Origin of the sequence: Flavobacterium sp., from assembly GCF_041392085.1 — a bacterium.
Lineage (GTDB): Bacteria > Bacteroidota > Bacteroidia > Flavobacteriales > Flavobacteriaceae > Flavobacterium.
The window spans coordinates 206,668-224,509 of the sequence record NZ_JAWKMW010000007.1; the positions used below are offsets into that span (position 1 = coordinate 206,668).

A 17,842-nucleotide genomic window follows, 5' to 3' on the forward strand; every position below is an offset into this window, starting at 1 on the left:
CTATTCAAATAAATTCCCTTGAAAAGAAGTTACATTTTTATCTCTTGGTAAGTAGTTGTTTTGTTGGATAACAGCATCCAATTTTGGTTGAAAATTGACATCATTTGGATTCAAATATACAGCCTTTTGAGAAGATATTAAATCTTGAAATGAAAAAACCCCAATCTCATTTAACAAAACAGTATAAATATTGAAGAAAGATGCTTCGATAATAGTCCCTGAAAAATGTGTTACATGCAAAGTGGCTTTTGAAAATAAAAGTGGTAAAGGGTCTGTTGTTGCATCATCAATATTAACCAAACTTAAAACATCCTTATTCTTTAAAAAAGACTTAATTTTCCCTATTTCATTCAACTGCCTGGGATGCAAACGAATAAACCATTTATATGGATTATTTTTAATAAAATTCAGTATTGATTCCGGAAACAACTGGTTAATAGTCAGCGGACTAGGCTGTAAAGAATAAAGAATATAATTTTGATGTTTGTAATTTACTTCTTTAGCTTTCCAATAGGTTATCCACGGATTACCAATTACTTTTACAGAATAATTTTGATTACTTTTTACCCAATTTTGAATAACGTTGTAACTTCCGATATCCCAACACCAATAGTTTTTCGGAATCATGTCATACCCTGAATCGGGTATAGAAAACCAATTACTATACGCTAAATGTACATCAGATTGTGGGCCATGTTGCATTTCAATTGTTTCAATATTTAACTGATTGGCAGCTGTAGTAAGAGCAAAAATATCCTCTAAATAATAACATAAAATCAATACCTTCTTTGGCTTTATAGCTGTCAATGCTCTTTTAAAAAACATTACTTTTGGATAAAACTCTTTACTAGCCCAATTGATTAAACGTTCTCTGGAATATACTTTAACGAATTTTTCAAATAGTTTGTCTTTTCCTAAAAAAATTAAGAAGAAATCGTATTGATTTAATGTAACTTCAAGAGAATTAGGGCTAATTTTTTTAAAAAAAACATACCCTTTTAGAGCCTCAGAAAAGCTGTAAATCGATTGCTGATTATATTGTTTTTTGGAATCAATTCCATACTCAAAATATATCGATCTAGCTTCAATTTCATGGGTTTCAATCAACGTATCAAAAAACCTGTTAAATCTTGCTTTTTTGTAATCTACACGATGTGCATCAGCACCTACGAAAAGAAAATCTTTTTTGGGTAATGTTCGCATCCATTTCAAATAGCGAAACATAGCCCTTACATTTCTGAATATAATTTTAAATCGTTCAATTATATTATTCTTTTTAATGGTTTTGTTTGAAACCTCTTTTTGTTCAAGTGTATTTATTAAATAAAAAAAAAGTTTTATTCTAATATAAGGCCAAAGATTAATGGTACCTACTTTCCAATGGTTGACAGGAAATTTTTTTTCAATTTCTAGAATAAAATCTTTGATGTCAACTCTGTTTTTAATCATTTTGAATGGCTTTATAATCGGTTGGCAAACCAATGTCCATCCAGTCATCATTAGCTCTAAAAACTTTCACATTTAATTTACTTTCTTTTGCTTTAATAAACAAACTCGGCATATCGAAAAATTCGTTTTCAGGAAGTAATTGTCTGACTTTCTCATTAAGTAAATAAATCCCTAAATTAATATCAAATTTTTTAGTAGGCTTTTCCTTTAAATCCAAAAGATTAAAATGCTCATCGTATTCGACCTCGGCATACGGATTAGTATGACTCATTTCTTTGACACACATTACTGCATCCGCCTTTGAGAGAGTATAAAAATCAATTAAATCTAAATAATCAATATTAGAAATAACATCACCATTAACAACAAAAAAAGGAACTTCAAACTTGTTCTTTTTTATTAAACTCAAAGCCCCGGCGGTACCTAATCGAGTTTGTTCTTCTATATATTCAATGGAAACACCTAATTTATTACCATCTGAAAAATAATCTTGAATGTATTCTTTTTTATAATTAATGCAAAAAATAAATTTATTAAAGCCTTGGTTTTTAAACGATTCAATAATATACTCCACCATTGGTTTTCCTTTGATTTGTAACATTGGCTTAGGAACATTTCTTGTTAAATCTCCTAAACGAGAGCCTAAACCTCCAGCCATGATAACCACATAATTGGGATGATATTCTGAGGAAAAATTATTCAACAAATAAACCTCAACCAATTTACTATTCTCATCAATTAATGGAACGTGTAATCTCCGTTTTTCTTCTAAAAATGATTTGATTTGATGTCTAGGTGTAGTATGAGGAAGTGTTATTGGATTATAATTTATTATTTCACTAACTTCTTTTTTTCTATTTAATAATGCTTTTCGAATATCTCCATCAGTTACAATACCAACCAATGTGTTACTATCGTCCACTACTGCTAAAAAACCAACACCAAATGAATCCAGTTTAACAATAATATCCTGAAAGGATTTTAAATTTTTAATATTTGTCTGAAATTGAATCATTTCGTTTTTTGTTTAGCAAAAATTCTGCATATTCAAAATCTTCTAATGTATCTATATCCACTGAATTTTGTCTGGACATTAGATAGGCATATGAAGCTTGGTTATAGTACTTTTTCTCTCTGATTAGACTAGCTTTAAAAACAAAAATAGCACCGTTTGGATAATATGTCTTTCTTTTTTGTTGTCTATTCAACAATTCTTCTTCAAATATAGGTGAAAAAGTTAAATCGGTATTGACAAATTTATGCCACGAAACCGGATGATTTTCTTCTGTATAGGAAATGACCGAGGACGCATTTTTGGTTTGAAAAAGTTCGATTGCTTCATCAATATTTTTAGAAGTTCGTAACGGAGAAGTAGGTTGAAGAACTACAAACGAGTCAACATCTTGACCTGATTCTTTCCATTTATCCAACATAAAAATATATGTATCGACCGCTAAAGCTACATCTGTTGCTAAGTTTTTAGGTCTTAGAAAAGGTACTTTAGCACCATATTTTATTGCAACTTCAGCTATTTCTTTGCTGTCGGTTGAAACATAAACATCCGTAATAAATTTTGAACTTAAGGCTGATTCAATTGCATAAGCAATTAAGGGTTTTCCCAAAAGCAACTTGGTGTTTTTTCCCGGTAATCCTTTTGATCCGCCTCGAGCAGGTATTAGTGCAATCATCATTCAAAATAATTCCAATTTAAAACCGTATCAACTTCTAAATCTTGATTTAATTTTCTCCCAATCACAAATGAATATTCATTAGGTGGTATTCCGGTTCCCGGTCTTTTATAAGCTAAATCAGACTCCTTTATCACATCTCCTTTTTTCAGGGCACTTTCTAAAACAATACTTCTTCTAAATTTTGCTTTTTTAGCTTCTTCCTCGTCTGAAACAGATCTAAAAACATTTCCTAAAGCAGCGGCAATTTTCTTAGAATCATCGCAAATTATTTTCATTTCTTCCGGATTTGCAGAAATTTCATGATCCCATCCTGGTAAATCTTTATCTAAAGTATAATGTTTTTCAATAATACAAGAACCTAAAGCTACAGATGCTAATGGTATTGAAGCTCCAAAAGAATGATCGGAAAAACCGATAGGTAAGTTAAATGCTTGTTGCAACATGGTAATATTTCGCAAATGGATGTCTTTATCCTTAGGCGGATAAATTGAAATACAATGCAACAAAACAATATTGTTATTTCCTTCACCTTTTACTGTATTTACTGCTGTTTCAATTTCAGATAGTGTAGACATTCCTGTTGAAATAACTAAAGGTTTCATCGTTTTAGCTGCATATTTCAAAAAAGGTATATTATTTATATCCATTGATGCAATTTTTAGAAAAGGTACATCGAGCTTAACTAATAAATCAACTTCTTCATTTGAAAAAGGTGATGAACAAAAATCAACTCCTTTTGCAATACAATACTCTTTCAACTCAAAATGTTGGTCTTCTCTTAAATAATATTTTTCAACCATTTCTTTAAGCGACCCAAAATGTTTTTTGGGGGAATCGTCGTAGGATTGATTGCGATCATATTCTTCCTTGGCAATCAGAGATTTTGGCGTCCAGGATTGAAATTTAACAGCATCGCAACCACATGCAACAGCACTATCAATCATTTTTTTTGCCAAATCCATATCTCCATTATGATTGGCTCCTATTTCTGCAATTATGTAAGGTTCGCAAAAATTATAAACTTCTTTAGTCGGCGTTAATTGTACTTTCATAGTTGAATTTCTTCCCACCAAAAGGGATTTTGAATATTTATTCTTTCTGTTTTTTCTTTGTAACTATCTTCAGAAATTTTATCTTTAAATTCTTTGTATTGCAAAGCTAAATCAGCAAAATCATGAGATTCTTTTGCAAGGCTAATGTAATGATTTAATTTTATATTAAATCCCTTAACATACTCTTCAAAACTCAGTTTTTTTCTCCCTATAATATTTGTATTGTGTTGTCTATAATAGGTAAATGAATCGAATGAGAATCTGACTTTCCAATTATTTTTTAATACAATACTGTAAAAATACCAATCGATGGCGATAAGTTGAGGTTCAAAGTGAATATTTTCAGGTATAATTTCTTTTCTGATAGCTGTATTCCCTAATCCTAAAAAATTATATTTTTTAATACTATTCAAAGAAATTGTATTTTTTAATTCCGGTCTATTTACCCAATACGGTCCGCTAATTTCATTTTTCTCATTATTCACAAGAATTAAATCATTGGCAAGTATATCAACCTCATCTAGTTTTTTTTTACAATCTTCTACCCTATTCGCAGAAAAATAATCGTCTGTATCACCAAAAATAAAAAGCTTGTACTCAGATTGTTTTAAATAGGAAAAAAGAAATGTTCTCACCTCTCCAATAGTGCCGCCGATTGCATTAATTATTTTGAAAGATAATTTTCTATTTATCAAATAATTTTCTAATTCTTTTACACCGTCATTAAATAAAAGCAGATCAAAACTTGTATCCGTCTGGTTTTCTAATGAACAGAGAAAGTCATCAAGATAGATTAAATTTCCGGGAAAAATTACGCTACAAAATGCAGTATTATTCATTATTTTATTTTTTGAGCAGGATTACCAACATAAACTCCCTTTTCTAGAATAGATTTTACCACAACGGATCCCATTCCGATTGTCGTTTCCTGCACAATTTCAATATTTTGCTTTAAAGAAGCATTGGTACCGATTTCAATACATGAGTGTAAGTTGATATTTCCACTAAGAACAGAAGCAGGCGATAAATGGACAAAATTGCTGATATTACAATCATGACCAACTTGAACCGCCCGATCAACGATTGTAAAATCACCTATCGTAACATCACAACTAATTACAGCATTTTGTAAAATTAAAACACCTTTCCCTACTGTAGCAGTTTCATTCATTTGTACTGTGGGATGAACAATTGTGGGGAAAAAAGTATTTTTTGATAAACTGGAAACAATTTGCTTACGAATATTTGGATTTCCAATTGCTAAAACAACCTGATAATCTTTTACTTCAAAATCATCTTGTTTTATTATCGGACAATTTAAAAAATAATCACCTTCTTTTACTTCTTTATCTACAAAAACGATTTTCCCTTCAAAAGAAACTTGATTAAGGATAAAAATATCTTTTATACAATAATAAATTTCTTTTGACAGACCTCCACATCCAAAGATGGCAATTTTACTTTTTAAATCAAGCATAACTACATATTATAAATATTTGATTTATAATTGCTTAAATTATTTTTATCTTTAAACCATTCTATTGTTTCCTGAATAGCGTCTGCAAAACTTGTTTCTGTTTTCCAATCAGTAAATCGATTTAATTTAGTATTATCGCCAAACAATCTGAACACTTCGCTCTTTTCAGGTCGAATTCTAACCTCATCTTGAATTATAGTTGCTTTAGGATTAATTTTATCAATAATCATTCTTGCCACTTCCGCAATACTGATTTCAGAATTTGTCGCAATATTTACTTCATGACCGATTAACTCCTCACAATTTGCGATAGCTTCAAAAGCACGAACGGTGTCTTTTACAAACAACAAATCACGGGTTGGACTTAAATCACCTAATTTTATTTCTGAATAACCACTTAAAAGCTGTGTAACTATGGTTGGAATGAAAGCTCTTGCTGATTGACGTGGCCCAAAAGTATTAAAAGGCCGAACAATTGTAACCGGTAAATTAAAACTCCTGTAAAACGAGTCTGCAATAGCATCTGCACCTATTTTGGAGGCAGAGTAAGGGGATTGAGGCTGTTTAGGATGTTTTTCATCAATCGGTACATACTGGGCAGTTCCATATACTTCGGACGTTGAGGTAACCAAGACACGTTGAATGTTTAAATCTTTCGCCGCCTGAAGAATATTTAATGTTCCTTTGATATTAGTATCAATGTAAGAATCCGGAGAGTGATAACTAAATGGAATTGCAATTAGTGCTGCTAAATGAAAAATAACATCACAATCTTTCATGGCTTCCCTAACTCCGTTTGGGTCACGAATATCCCCCATGAAAATTTCAATTTTATCTACTATTTCTTTTTCAAAACTATCTAACCATCCCCAAGAGTTAAAAGAATTATAGTAACAAAATGCCTTTACCTGATATCCTTGATTGATAAGATATTCTACCAAATGAGAACCAATAAAACCATCTGCACCCGTAACCAATATTTTTTTATTTTGTAAAAAACTCATTTTATTTCGTAGGTATTAAAACAATATCATTAAAGCAATTGTATAGAAGCTTCTTGAATAAATCCTTTCGGCCTATTAAGTACACCTGAATGCCAATAATCTCCACGAATAACGTTTAATGTAAAAGCATCTTGTAAATAATCAATCGTTTGGTGAGGTGTATTAAATGCTAATTTTTCACTAATCATATAATTTAAGGTATATCTTCCTTCTCTGAACTGTAAGCGAGGCAACTCAATTACTATCGATCCATTTTCCTTTATTTCAGTAAATTTTATTCCTAATTCATCGGTAGCAATAGTCGTAACGAGTTCGTCACTTTCATTTTTAAATTGTAAGACAATTGTTAATTGTTTCGGATCAATTTCTTTAAATCTTTGATATTCAAAAATCAGTTTATAGTATTCACCACTATGTAACTCACCAACAATTACGTTGTCTTTGTTCTTTACAAAAATATTTTTAACTGTTAGTTTTTTATTTCCTTTTCTGTCGATTCTATCACTTAAATTAATTTCGCTTCTTTTATAAGAATTCTCTAAATAATAATTAATGGCATCATCACTCGAACCACTGAAGGTTATTCCTCCGTGTTCTAAAACAATTCCTTTTGTACACAAACTTTTTACAGCCGCCATATTATGACTCACAAACAAAACGGTTCTTCCTTCTGTATTGGATATATCTTGCATTTTTCCAATGGCTTTTTTCTGAAACTCAGCATCACCCACGGCTAAAACTTCATCTACTACTAAAATTTCAGGTTCAAGATGAGCCGCAACTGCAAAAGCTAATCTAACCGTCATTCCACTACTGTATCTCTTAACCGGAGTATCGATGTATCTCTCACAACCTGAAAAGGCTATTATTTCATCTAACTTTGATGCGATTTCCTTTTTACTCATTCCTAAAATAGCTCCATTAAGAAAAATGTTTTCTCTACCTGTCATTTCAGGGTGAAAACCTGTTCCAACTTCTAATAAACTGGCAATTCTTCCTTTGGTTTTAACGCTTCCTTTGGTTGGCGATGTTACTCTTGATAAAATCTTTAATAAAGTTGATTTTCCTGCACCATTCTTCCCTATTATTCCTAAAACCTCTCCATTTAAAACTTCAAAATTAATATCTTTTAATGCCCAAACATACTGTGTGGTACCTTTAGAACTTCTGTCGTTAACTTCACCAACTTTTAAATATGGATCTTCCTTACCTCTTACAGTGTGCCACCATCTATTCAAATCATGGCTTAATGTTCCTGTTCCAATTTTACCTAACCGATATTGTTTTGAAAGATTTTCAACCTTTAATATTATATCACTCATTTTATACCAACTTTCAAAATTAAATTATATCTATAAAACTCTTTTCTGTTCTATTAAATACCAAAACTCCCAAAAAAAGAACTATCAGACCGAAGAACAAAGAATATAACAGATAGTAAGTATTTATTGTTCCTGAACCTAAAAAAGCATATTTAAAAAAATCTAAAACGCCAGTTAAAGGGTTCAAATAAACGAATAAATGATACTTTGGATTTAACTTTTCCAATACCAATGTTGTGGGATAAACGATTGGCGTAACATACATAAACAAAGATATCCCAAAAGTTATTACAAAGTTCAAATCCCTATATTTAACTGTTAAAGAAGAAATTAACATTCCTGTTCCCATAGCCAAAATTGCCGTAATAAAAAGCAAAATTGGTGTCATTAAGATAAAGAATGACGGCTTAATATCATAACCGTGATAGATATAGTAAAGTAAAACTAGAATAAAAAAAGAAAACTGAATTCCAAACTTCACTAAATTTGAAACGATGACTTTTAAAGGCATAATTATTCTTGGAAAATAAACTTTCCCGAATATGTTTTGATTTGCTGTAAAAGTCTCCGAAACTGCTTTTAAACAATCAGAAAAATAGAACCATATAATATTACCGGCTAAAACAAACAAAAAGTAAGGAACACCATCTGAGGGTATATCAGCAATTTTACTAAAAATAATAAATTGGATTACTGAAGTAAGTAGAGGTTGAATTATAAACCATACAGGACCTAAGATTGTCTGTTTATAAAATGTTACAATATCTCTTTTCACAAATAACATTAAAAGGTCTTTGTAATGCCATATTTCTTTAAAATTTATATGAAGAGCTGATTTTTTGGGAGAAATTTCAAATAACCAATCTTCATTTTTTGTTTTATTCATCTTCAAAAAAAATTTTTTCAAATGTATTATTTTTTTATGAGTTTATTTATTGAAATTGCTTTGTTTGTTTACAAAATAGTCTAACACATGTCTTAAAATAGTAAAGCCTCCGAATATTCGGAGGCTTTACTTTAATTAGCTTAGTGTACTAGGACTTTACTTTATTGTTTTACTACACGTACAGTTCTTGTTTCATTACCTTGTGTTACAACCAAGTTGTAAACACCTGAAGGGTAACCCTCTCCGAATTGGTAGTTAGTTACATCTTGAGCTTTCACTTCTTTCACTTCTAAAAGTCTTCCTGCCATATCGTACACAGTCAAACTTACTGCTTCAGTGTTTGACGTTCTTACATCAATGGTAAAGCTTGTTTCAAATGGGTTTGGATAAGCAATTGCTTTAAATTCTGTTCCTCCCATTGAGTCCCCTGGTCGGATTACAATGATTTCTCCTCCGGGAGCAATAACACTACAAGATTTTCCATAAGGTCCCCATACGCCGTTTAAGCGGATAGCTACACGTACTGTATACATTTCACCCGGTAATAAACCTGTGAAATTACTCAATGAAAAAGTTCTTGTAGCTCTATCAACCGCTTGGCTGTAAGCTAAACTAACATTCTCCAATAAGAATCTGTATTGCTCAACACCCGGATAGGATTCTGCATACAACACCTCTGTATTAGAAGTAACCATATACTCATCACATTGTGCATCTTCTAAGCCTACTGTTGGGAACAATGGTGTAGTGATGTTACAAACAGGACCATACGATAAATACTCTCCGTCTGTATTTCTAACCGCTACCTCTACATTGTACGTTGTGTTGAATTGAATGTTTGACAACAAATTCATTCTAAAATCTCTAATCGGACGATCAATAGTTTGTACATCGATTGGATTCAACGTATTGGTTACTCTAAAGCGGTAACCCGTTGCAAACGGTACAATATCTGCAAAGATAGCGTTGTTCACGTTACTGATAACCGTGTTACATTGAGAAGCTTGGACTTGTGTAGTAGTATCCGGTGTAGAAACATTACATGGTGTCCCATAGAACGGTTGCCAAACATTGTTGATACGTACCGATACTTCTACCGTATAAGTTCTGTTAAAGGCATAGTTGGTTAATTGCGTTAAACGGAAAACACGTAACGCTCTGTCAATGCTTTGTACCTCATTAGTTGTCATGTCTGTTACTCGGAATCGGTATCCTTGTGCTCCTGCAACCAAATTAGCATAAACATAGCTGTCTATTGTTGCCAATGTTTGTCCACATTGTGCCGGTTGAACAACCGACACAATTGGCGTACAACCATTGTCGATGGTACCATCACAATCATTGTCTAATCCATCGTAGCAGATTTCTGTCGCTCCCGGATAAACCGTGTTGTTGGTGTCGTCGCAGTCGGTATTATTAGTTACTCCACTCGGAGCAAGCGTGCTGGAACCAAATCCATCATTATCTGCATCAACATAAGTGAGTAAATTATCATTCGTATCGAGGTTATTTGTTACTCCACCACAGGCAACCAAAACTAAAGATCCAAATCCATCATTATCTAAATCTTCATAAAGTACTAAATTATCATCGCAGTCTAAGCTATTAGCAACATATCCAACCGGTTGCCCTGTACAATTAGAAACAAAACTTGCTGCATCACCAAATCCGTCTGCATCAAGATCAGCGTAATACGTTACAGCATTTAAAAGCTCAATCGTTGCTCCATTGGCACTACCTGCTTCATTAGTTACTGTTAAAATACCAAAAACACCTTGAGGAACAGTAACTACCAATTCACTATTCGTTTGCGAGTCAATACTTACAGGTGTTCCTCCAACAGTTACATTAGTTACATGAATTAAATTATTTCCTGTTACAGTAACTAAGCCTGAACCATTATCACAAATTGATGTGGGAGTAGTATTTGATACTGTAGGAGGAATCATGGTTACTGTTCCTAAAAAAGCAAAACTATTGATACTATATTCTCTATCATTAGAACTACCTCCGGGAGCATCCCAACCATATAGTCTGAATGTAATAGTGCTTTGAACATTTTGATATTGTGAAGCTCCTAAATCAATTGACCGATTATTTGGACTTTCATTAGTTAAGGTATAAGTCAAAATAGACAAACCATAGTTTAAACTTGATCTAAAAGAAAAATCTTCCGGACCATCAGAATCAGTTCTTTCTTCCTGATAATCAAAACTTTCAAAATTTAATTGATAACCCACATTGGGTGTTATTGTAAAGTACATATAATCATCTGAATCTAATGAGCTGCTAGTTGTATAATTGTTAGCTGCGTAACCACCATTTTCTGATTCATAATTTAGACCATCTCCTCTACCTATACCTTCAGCTGAAGCATTTACATCTACTACTTGATTAGTTGTATATGGATTAGCAGAATTATTATTTGTTGTAATTTCATTGGAAAAGATAACACTAGGCACAGTAAAATTTACTGTTACATCATCTATTCCAAAGCCATTATCAGAACCGGAATGATTTATATCTCGCCAACGAAGCATGATATAGTCTCCATTTGCTAAAGACAATCCCGAAAGTGATACATTTGAAACAGAAACGCTATTTGATGCAGAATTACCATTTAAAGAAATATTATCAGAACCTGAAGAGACTGGTCCATCTAAATCTAAAGCAGAAACAGAAGTCCATCCAAAATCTGAATTCTCATTTAAGTCTGAAAAAGAAGAAGAACTTGTTCTGTACCTAAATGCAACCCCTTGAGTACCGTCACTACCTTTTCTCCATTGTTCTAAGGTATAACTTACGGTTATATTTGTTATGGTTACACCTGAAGTATTTCGCAACAAAAGTCCAATCGCAGCATCATCAGTGCTACCACTATTCAAAATTCCTAAAGCTCTTTCTGAACTCCCATTTGACCCATAACTATAGAATCGTCCTGAACTGCTACCCCCATTATCTGCAGCATAGCTATTGGGATTAGCATTACTATTTTCTCTCTGTATATACCAAGAAGAAATAGTAGTGTTATTCGAAAAACTATTTGAACTTCCGGATTGAGAGAGGGAATTAAAATTCTGAGTATAAGACCCAGTTGCCGTCATATTCACTTGTGCAAAAGCAAAATGAACAAAAAACATAAAGACTACTAAAAATAGCCCTAAATAACGTAATTGTTTAGTTTCCATATATATGTATTTTAGTTGATACAATTTCGGAAACGTTCCTACATCCATCTGGTTAACAATGGATTAGAGTTATTTTTTGGATATACAAATTTAAATTAGACAAACTGCAATACACAACAAATCCGATAAGTTGATAAAATTTCCGATTAAAGGCATATTATCAATACTTTTATCACTAATTTATCAAAAAAAAGGTCAAAATTTTACTAATGTTTATATTTAAAAAAAAAGCCTCCGATTACTCGGAGGCTTTACTTTATTTAGCTTAGTAAGTAGAACATTTGTTCCTATCGACTTTGCTTTATTGTTTTACTACACGTACAGTTCTCGTTTCATTACCTTGTGTTACAACCAAGTTGTAAACACCAGAAGGGTAACCCTCTCCGAATTGGTAGTTCGTTACATCTTGTGCTTTCACTTCTTTCACTTCCAATAGTCTTCCTGCCATGTCGTACACAGTCAAACTTACTGCTTCAGTGTTTGACGTTCTTACATCAATAGTAAAACTTGTCGCAAATGGGTTTGGATAAGCAATTGCTTTAAACTCATTCACTGTAGTTTGATCTACTCTTGTTACTTCGTCAGGTCTTCCGGCACCGGGAGTAATAACACTACAAGATTTTCCGTAAGGTCCCCATACGCCGTTTAAGCGGATAGCTACGCGTACAGTATACATCTCACCCGGTATTAAACCTGTGAAATTACTCAATGTAACAGTTCTTGTGGCTCTATCAACCGTTTGGTTATAAGGCTGACTAATATTCTCTAAGAAGCGGTATTGCTCAACACCCGGATATGATTCTGCATACAACATTTCTGTATTTGAAGTAACCATATACTCATCACATTGTGCATCTTCTAATCCTACTGTTGGGAACAATGGTGTAGTGATGTTACAAACAGGTCCATACGATAAATACGTTCCATCTGTATTTCTAACCGCTACCTCTACATTGTACGTTGTGTTGAATTGAATGTTTGACAACAAATTCATTCTAAAATCTCTAATCGGACGATCAATAGTTTGTACATCGATTGGATTCAACGTATTAGTTACTCTAAAACGGTAACCCGTTGCAAACGGTACAATATCAGCAAAGATAGCGTTGTTCACGTTACTGATAACCGTGTTACATTGAGAAGCTTGGATTTGTGTAGTGGTATCCGGTGTAGAAACATTACATGGTGTCCCGTAGAACGGTTGCCAAACATTATTGATTCGCACTGAAACTTCAACCGAATATTCTGTTGCAAAGGCATAGCTTGTTAACTGTGTAAAACGGAAAACACGTAAGGCTCTGTCAATGGTTTGTACTTCATTGGTTGATAAATTGGTTACTCTAAAACGGTATCCTTGTGCTCCCGCTACCAAGTTAGCATAAACATAACTGTCAATCGTTGGTAAGGTTATTCCACACTGTGCCGGTTGAACTACCGATACTATTGGTGTACAACCATTGTCGATAATACCATCACAATCATTGTCTAAACCATCGTAGCAGATTTCTGTCGCTCCCGGATAAACTGTGTTGTTGGTGTCGTCGCAGTCGCCACCTACCGATACGAATAATCCAGGTAAAGGATTTTCTACAGCTACAATTACATTGTTGTCATCACCATAAGAATCATTGTCTGCATCTAAATACCAAGGAATGCTTACATTTAAAGAGTAGTCTTCTACTTGTCCAAAACCGCTACCAACACAAGGATTATCAATATTAGTGGTAGCATATATTTTTTTCACTCTCATACGAGTAGTACCCGGCAATGCATTTGAAGGCACAGCAATAGTAGAAACAGCTTCAACAGCATCTAACCCATCTGAATCTTCAATAGTACCGGCATTGTAGGTTTCACCCGCATCATTAAAATCACCGTCTTGATTCCAATCAATAAATACTCTGAAATTATTAACATAATCACCATCAGTATTTCCTTTTAAAGTCATAGTATAAGATTCTCCTGAAGTAACATTACCCGATAAAGCGATAAAGTTCTGTAAAGCTGGAGTTCCATTTAATGTTGCACTACTTTGGTTATTAATACCAGCAAAATTGACAGAAGTTATTGGTTCTACATTTGAAGTAAACGTAATTGCAGAACAATAAGGTGCAAATGGATCCGCTTGAGTAGTAAAACTCCATTCAGCACATCCTAATGCATCACCATCTCCAATTACTGAAGTTGGTACAATTTGCCAATAATAAGTAGTTGAATAAGCCGGTGCAGAAACATTATAAGTTAAATTAGTCGTAGTTCCAGCCTGAGTTAAACTTCCGGAAGTAGTTCCGAAGAAAACTTTATATCCTGTAGGAGCAGGACCTGATAATGGAGCTGTCCAAGACAGAGTAACAGTTCCTATTGCTACGTCTGAAGACGCATTAGCAGGAGTATCAATTCCTGCACATTGTGTAGGATTTGGATTCACAGTTAATATTCCACTGTTGCTATCAGATCCATTCCATGCGTTAAATGGATAACCTCCATACACGTATGGCCCACCATTTAATCTAAAACGAGATGCATAACGGTATGTACCAGCCAATAAAGTAGAACCAATACTCGCTTGGTATTCATCATTATTATTTCCATCTGTTTCTACATTAAAGGTTGCCGGTATCCATGTTGTCCATGTATTTGGGTTTGAAGAAGCATCAGCACCTTCAGGGCTAATACCAATCCAAGCTTCAATACCAGATGCCTGACCTGAAGTTGTATCTGTTAAACCTCCTTCATACACACGTGCATAAACAGTAACTGAATCACCCGCTAAAATTGTAGCATTATCCGGGTATTGTAAATTAACATAGTCAGGTGTATCCGTTGGTGCAGAAGCAACACTCAAAGTATAATCAACTGTTGAACCATAAGACACATTTCCACAAGCAGGTGGAACGGCTGATGACCCATATTGAGAACGAACCCTCATTCTGTATTGCCCAACAGGAGTAATCAAAGAAACAGTTACTGAACCAGTTTTTGTAGCAGATGAATTCGCTAAATAAAATACTTCTTCTGCAACATCAAATAGTCCATTTTCATCATAATCTATCCAAATCTTTACACCATTACCACCTCCTACATACGAATGTGAAAAATCAAATGTTTCACCTTGATAAACCGTGAAGTTTTGTGCAGTTTGATCAGAATAAGACCCTGAAGGTTGAGAAGTTGCTGTATACGATAGGTTAGCAACAGCATTTGTTGTGCTAAATGCTGAAGTATAATCAGAGGTATTAGTTGTACTCACAGCACAATACGTAAAATTGGTAGCAGTTGTAAAAGACTGTTCTATACAACCCGTAGCATCGCCATTATCATTCTTTGGTACTATTTTCCAATAATAGGTTGTATTTGCCAGCATAGTAGATGGCGTATAACTCAATCCTGTTGTATTTGTTACCAAACTTGGATTTGAAGATGTACCAAAATACACATCATAACTCGTTGGACCACCCGTAGCGGCACTCCAAGTTAAACTTCCATTTCTATCGAAATCTGTAGTTAAATCAGCAGGTAGTAGTCCCGTTGCACAATTAGGCGGTAATACCGGTACAGGAGCAATTGAAAAATTATCAAAATCCAAAAAATAATCTCCTGAAGACCAAGTAGCTAAAATTCTGACTACAACATTCTGACCTGAATAAGATGCTAAATTATATACTTTTGTTGTCCAACTTTGGTCTGTCACCAGATGATTAGAATTATCTATTTGCTGAAGGTCTGAATAAGTACCTCCACAATCAGTACTAATCTGTACTTTAAAATTACCCCAATTTCCTGTAGGTGGCACCTGAGTCCCTGGATATGTTGAACTCCAATTTAGTATTCTAAAGTCAAATTTTAATTCATCATTACTTCCTAATGGTCCAACCGCAATTGTGTTAAACTGGCCTGAAGTTGATCCAGAATTATTCCACATGTTTTTATATACGCCATTTGTAGTAACGGAATGTCCTGACGCTCCAATCAACCATCCTGTAGTATTCCATCCTGTAGGACTTGAAGTCGTTGGAAAATCCATATTATAAGGTGAAGCAATAGATGCTGCAATTACTTTTGAACCAGTGGTTGTATTATTAGCTGCAACCGCATCACCAGCAACAGTTACTGTTGCAGATAAATTATGAGTACCGGCAACAGAAAAATTTGCATTTGGAGACAGCAATACCGATTGTGACCCACTTGTTGCTAAAGTTCCAGAATTTAATGTCGCAGTTAGCGTTTGAGTTGATGCTCCTGTCACATTTAAAGTAACAGTAGCATTATTTGTGGAAAAATCTATAGTGTTAGCTCCATTATTAGTTATAGTTACAGATACAGGGACAGAAATATTAGCACAATTTGATGATGGTATTCCAGTGATAGCCGTCGCAGCCATATCAATTGCAATTACAGGTGCCGCCCAAGAAAAAGTCAAACCAGCTGTTGGAAATGTTGCAGGTGCAGTACTAGTAAATCTAACATTATGTGCATTACTAGTTGCAGCTGTAGTATCATCCCATGAAGGAGTTGTATCAGGAACAGATGTTGTTAATCTTCTTGCGTTATAATCTGTATTACTTGAACCTCTCAATCCAACTTGTGGAATTCTAGTAGTACTAACATTAATAGATGCTGAACCATTGTAAACAACTGAAATGCCTTTTGTTGTTGTATTTAATCGAATTTGCATACTAAAACTTTCGTTTGTGAAAGCTGGTGAATTGTACCTCTTGAAGTCAGTCCATTGGAAAATTATTTCATTCCCGATTTGTTGCCAACGTAACTCAGAAGATGCGGAATTAGCAACCAAATCCATTCCCAAACCAGCAATAACACCATTTGAAGTAGCAGTACTAGAGATGGGTGTATAACCATGCGAGGTTGTGTTACCCATAATTAAGTAACCATTTGGGCTAAATCCAACCGTTGTAATATTATTACCATTGTAAGAAAAAGCGGTTGGTAATGTAACACTAATTATACTATCATCTAATCCTGACCCGGAAGCTGAGACAGTACCACCCGAAATTGGCGTGTAAGTTCCCGAACTTTGGGAAAACGTGTAATTGGCAACTTGTGCAAACATATTATTCTCACTTAGGAGAAATAAAAACAGTGTTAGTACACTAAGCCATGAATAAAACAGCGACGACCCCAATCGCCTTTGTTTTGAAGTGTAATTTGATTTCATAAAGTTTAACTAATTTAATTTACTATAAAGTTAAGATGAATCCCAAAACAATGTTATCAAATTATTATGAAATCGATAAAAAACTAAAAACATCGATGAAATACAGTAAAAAAATGCATATATTGCAAAATTTAGAGTGGTAAGAATAATTTATCAAACAAATAAAAAATATAAATTTGAATTGTTTTTATTCGATTAATTAACTAAACAACCCAAACAAAATTTACAATAAAAAACCCTCAATTTCTCGAGGGTTTTTTTTATCAGTAAACAAATTTATATTATGCCTGCCCGGTAGGTCCAAAACTCAAAGGCACCTGAGGTTGATCTGAGTCTTTAATTTCACCATGAGCTAATTCAAAACGATGAATATTCTCTCCTATAGCTTTCAATAAACGTTTAGCATGCTGTGGAGTTAATATAATTCTCGATTTTACCTTTGCTTTAGGCACCCCCGGCATTAATGTTACAAAATCTAAAACAAATTCAGATGCAGAATGATTGATTATTGCCAAATTAGAATAAATTCCTTCAGCAACTTTTTCATCTAACTCAATATTAATTTGACCGGGTTGTTGATTATTTTCACTCATCTTT

12 protein-coding genes are annotated in these 17,842 nt (G+C 33.6%); all 12 read right to left on the reverse strand.

The window, feature by feature from the left end; genetic code table 11:
• The 12 genes from R2782_RS07300 to R2782_RS07355 all read right to left on the reverse strand — a co-directional run bounded on the left by R2782_RS07300 (position 1) and on the right by R2782_RS07355 (position 17,838).
• Positions 1-1,449, reverse strand: coding sequence for a hypothetical protein (locus R2782_RS07300; RefSeq protein WP_371267496.1), 1,449 nt, complete (start codon positions 1,447-1,449; stop codon positions 1-3).
• Positions 1,442-2,464: a nucleotidyltransferase family protein gene (locus R2782_RS07305; RefSeq protein WP_371267498.1), complete on the reverse strand. Its 1,023-nt coding sequence runs from the start codon at positions 2,462-2,464 to the stop codon at positions 1,442-1,444. Before R2782_RS07305 ends, R2782_RS07300 begins: the two co-directional genes overlap by 8 nt.
• A complete protein-coding gene (locus R2782_RS07310) occupies positions 2,439-3,140 on the reverse strand; it encodes a cytidylyltransferase domain-containing protein (protein ID WP_371267500.1) in 702 nt (233 codons plus the stop codon). Before R2782_RS07310 ends, R2782_RS07305 begins: the two co-directional genes overlap by 26 nt.
• Complete coding sequence (locus R2782_RS07315) at positions 3,137-4,192, reverse strand: N-acetylneuraminate synthase family protein (protein ID WP_371267502.1); 1,056 nt, start codon at positions 4,190-4,192, stop codon at positions 3,137-3,139. The genes R2782_RS07310 and R2782_RS07315 overlap by 4 nt, the downstream gene beginning before the upstream one ends.
• Positions 4,189-5,031, reverse strand: coding sequence for a hypothetical protein (locus R2782_RS07320; RefSeq protein WP_371267504.1), 843 nt, complete (start codon positions 5,029-5,031; stop codon positions 4,189-4,191). The genes R2782_RS07315 and R2782_RS07320 overlap by 4 nt, the downstream gene beginning before the upstream one ends.
• Positions 5,031-5,669 carry a NeuD/PglB/VioB family sugar acetyltransferase gene (locus R2782_RS07325; protein ID WP_371267506.1) on the reverse strand — a complete coding sequence of 213 codons (639 nt, stop codon included), beginning with the start codon at positions 5,667-5,669 and terminating at the stop codon, positions 5,031-5,033. The genes R2782_RS07320 and R2782_RS07325 overlap by 1 nt, the downstream gene beginning before the upstream one ends.
• Positions 5,670-5,671: 2 nt before the next feature.
• On the reverse strand, positions 5,672-6,673 hold the full coding sequence (locus R2782_RS07330; RefSeq protein WP_371267508.1) for an NAD-dependent 4,6-dehydratase LegB: 1,002 nt from the start codon (positions 6,671-6,673) through the stop codon (positions 5,672-5,674).
• Between the two features lie 29 nt (positions 6,674-6,702).
• Complete coding sequence (locus R2782_RS07335) at positions 6,703-7,995, reverse strand: ABC transporter ATP-binding protein (protein ID WP_371267510.1); 1,293 nt, start codon at positions 7,993-7,995, stop codon at positions 6,703-6,705.
• A 19-nt stretch (positions 7,996-8,014) separates the two neighbouring features.
• Positions 8,015-8,881 (reverse strand): ABC transporter permease, encoded by an 867-nt coding sequence (locus tag R2782_RS07340; protein WP_371267512.1) that lies wholly within the window; start codon positions 8,879-8,881, stop codon positions 8,015-8,017.
• A 161-nt stretch (positions 8,882-9,042) separates the two neighbouring features.
• Positions 9,043-12,069 (reverse strand): T9SS type A sorting domain-containing protein, encoded by a 3,027-nt coding sequence (locus R2782_RS07345; RefSeq protein ID WP_371267514.1) that lies wholly within the window; start codon positions 12,067-12,069, stop codon positions 9,043-9,045.
• A 301-nt stretch (positions 12,070-12,370) separates the two neighbouring features.
• Positions 12,371-17,140, reverse strand: a complete 4,770-nt coding sequence (locus tag R2782_RS07350) for a GEVED domain-containing protein (protein WP_371267516.1) — start codon at positions 17,138-17,140, stop codon at positions 12,371-12,373.
• Between the two features lie 386 nt (positions 17,141-17,526).
• The gene (locus R2782_RS07355; RefSeq protein ID WP_371267518.1) at positions 17,527-17,838 is read right to left on the reverse strand and encodes a DUF3467 domain-containing protein; all 312 of its coding nucleotides are present in this window, start codon (positions 17,836-17,838) and stop codon (positions 17,527-17,529) included.
• Between the last annotated feature and the right edge of the window lie 4 nt (positions 17,839-17,842).

What these genes read in the sequence shown, in the direction of transcription:
- R2782_RS07300 (WP_371267496.1), bottom strand. Translation starts at nt 1,449, where the DNA reads ATGATTAAAAACAGAGTTGACATCAAAGATTTTATTCTAGAAATTGAA.
- R2782_RS07305 (WP_371267498.1), bottom strand. Translation starts at nt 2,464, where the DNA reads ATGATTCAATTTCAGACAAATATTAAAAATTTAAAATCCTTTCAGGAT.
- R2782_RS07310 (WP_371267500.1), bottom strand. Translation starts at nt 3,140, where the DNA reads ATGATGATTGCACTAATACCTGCTCGAGGCGGATCAAAAGGATTACCG.
- R2782_RS07315 (WP_371267502.1), bottom strand. Translation starts at nt 4,192, where the DNA reads ATGAAAGTACAATTAACGCCGACTAAAGAAGTTTATAATTTTTGCGAA.
- R2782_RS07320 (WP_371267504.1), bottom strand. Translation starts at nt 5,031, where the DNA reads ATGAATAATACTGCATTTTGTAGCGTAATTTTTCCCGGAAATTTAATC.
- R2782_RS07325 (WP_371267506.1), bottom strand. Translation starts at nt 5,669, where the DNA reads ATGCTTGATTTAAAAAGTAAAATTGCCATCTTTGGATGTGGAGGTCTG.
- R2782_RS07330 (WP_371267508.1), bottom strand. Translation starts at nt 6,673, where the DNA reads ATGAGTTTTTTACAAAATAAAAAAATATTGGTTACGGGTGCAGATGGT.
- R2782_RS07335 (WP_371267510.1), bottom strand. Translation starts at nt 7,995, where the DNA reads ATGAGTGATATAATATTAAAGGTTGAAAATCTTTCAAAACAATATCGG.
- R2782_RS07340 (WP_371267512.1), bottom strand. Translation starts at nt 8,881, where the DNA reads ATGAATAAAACAAAAAATGAAGATTGGTTATTTGAAATTTCTCCCAAA.
- R2782_RS07345 (WP_371267514.1), bottom strand. Translation starts at nt 12,069, where the DNA reads ATGGAAACTAAACAATTACGTTATTTAGGGCTATTTTTAGTAGTCTTT.
- R2782_RS07350 (WP_371267516.1), bottom strand. Translation starts at nt 17,140, where the DNA reads ATGTTTGCACAAGTTGCCAATTACACGTTTTCCCAAAGTTCGGGAACT.
- R2782_RS07355 (WP_371267518.1), bottom strand. Translation starts at nt 17,838, where the DNA reads ATGAGTGAAAATAATCAACAACCCGGTCAAATTAATATTGAGTTAGAT.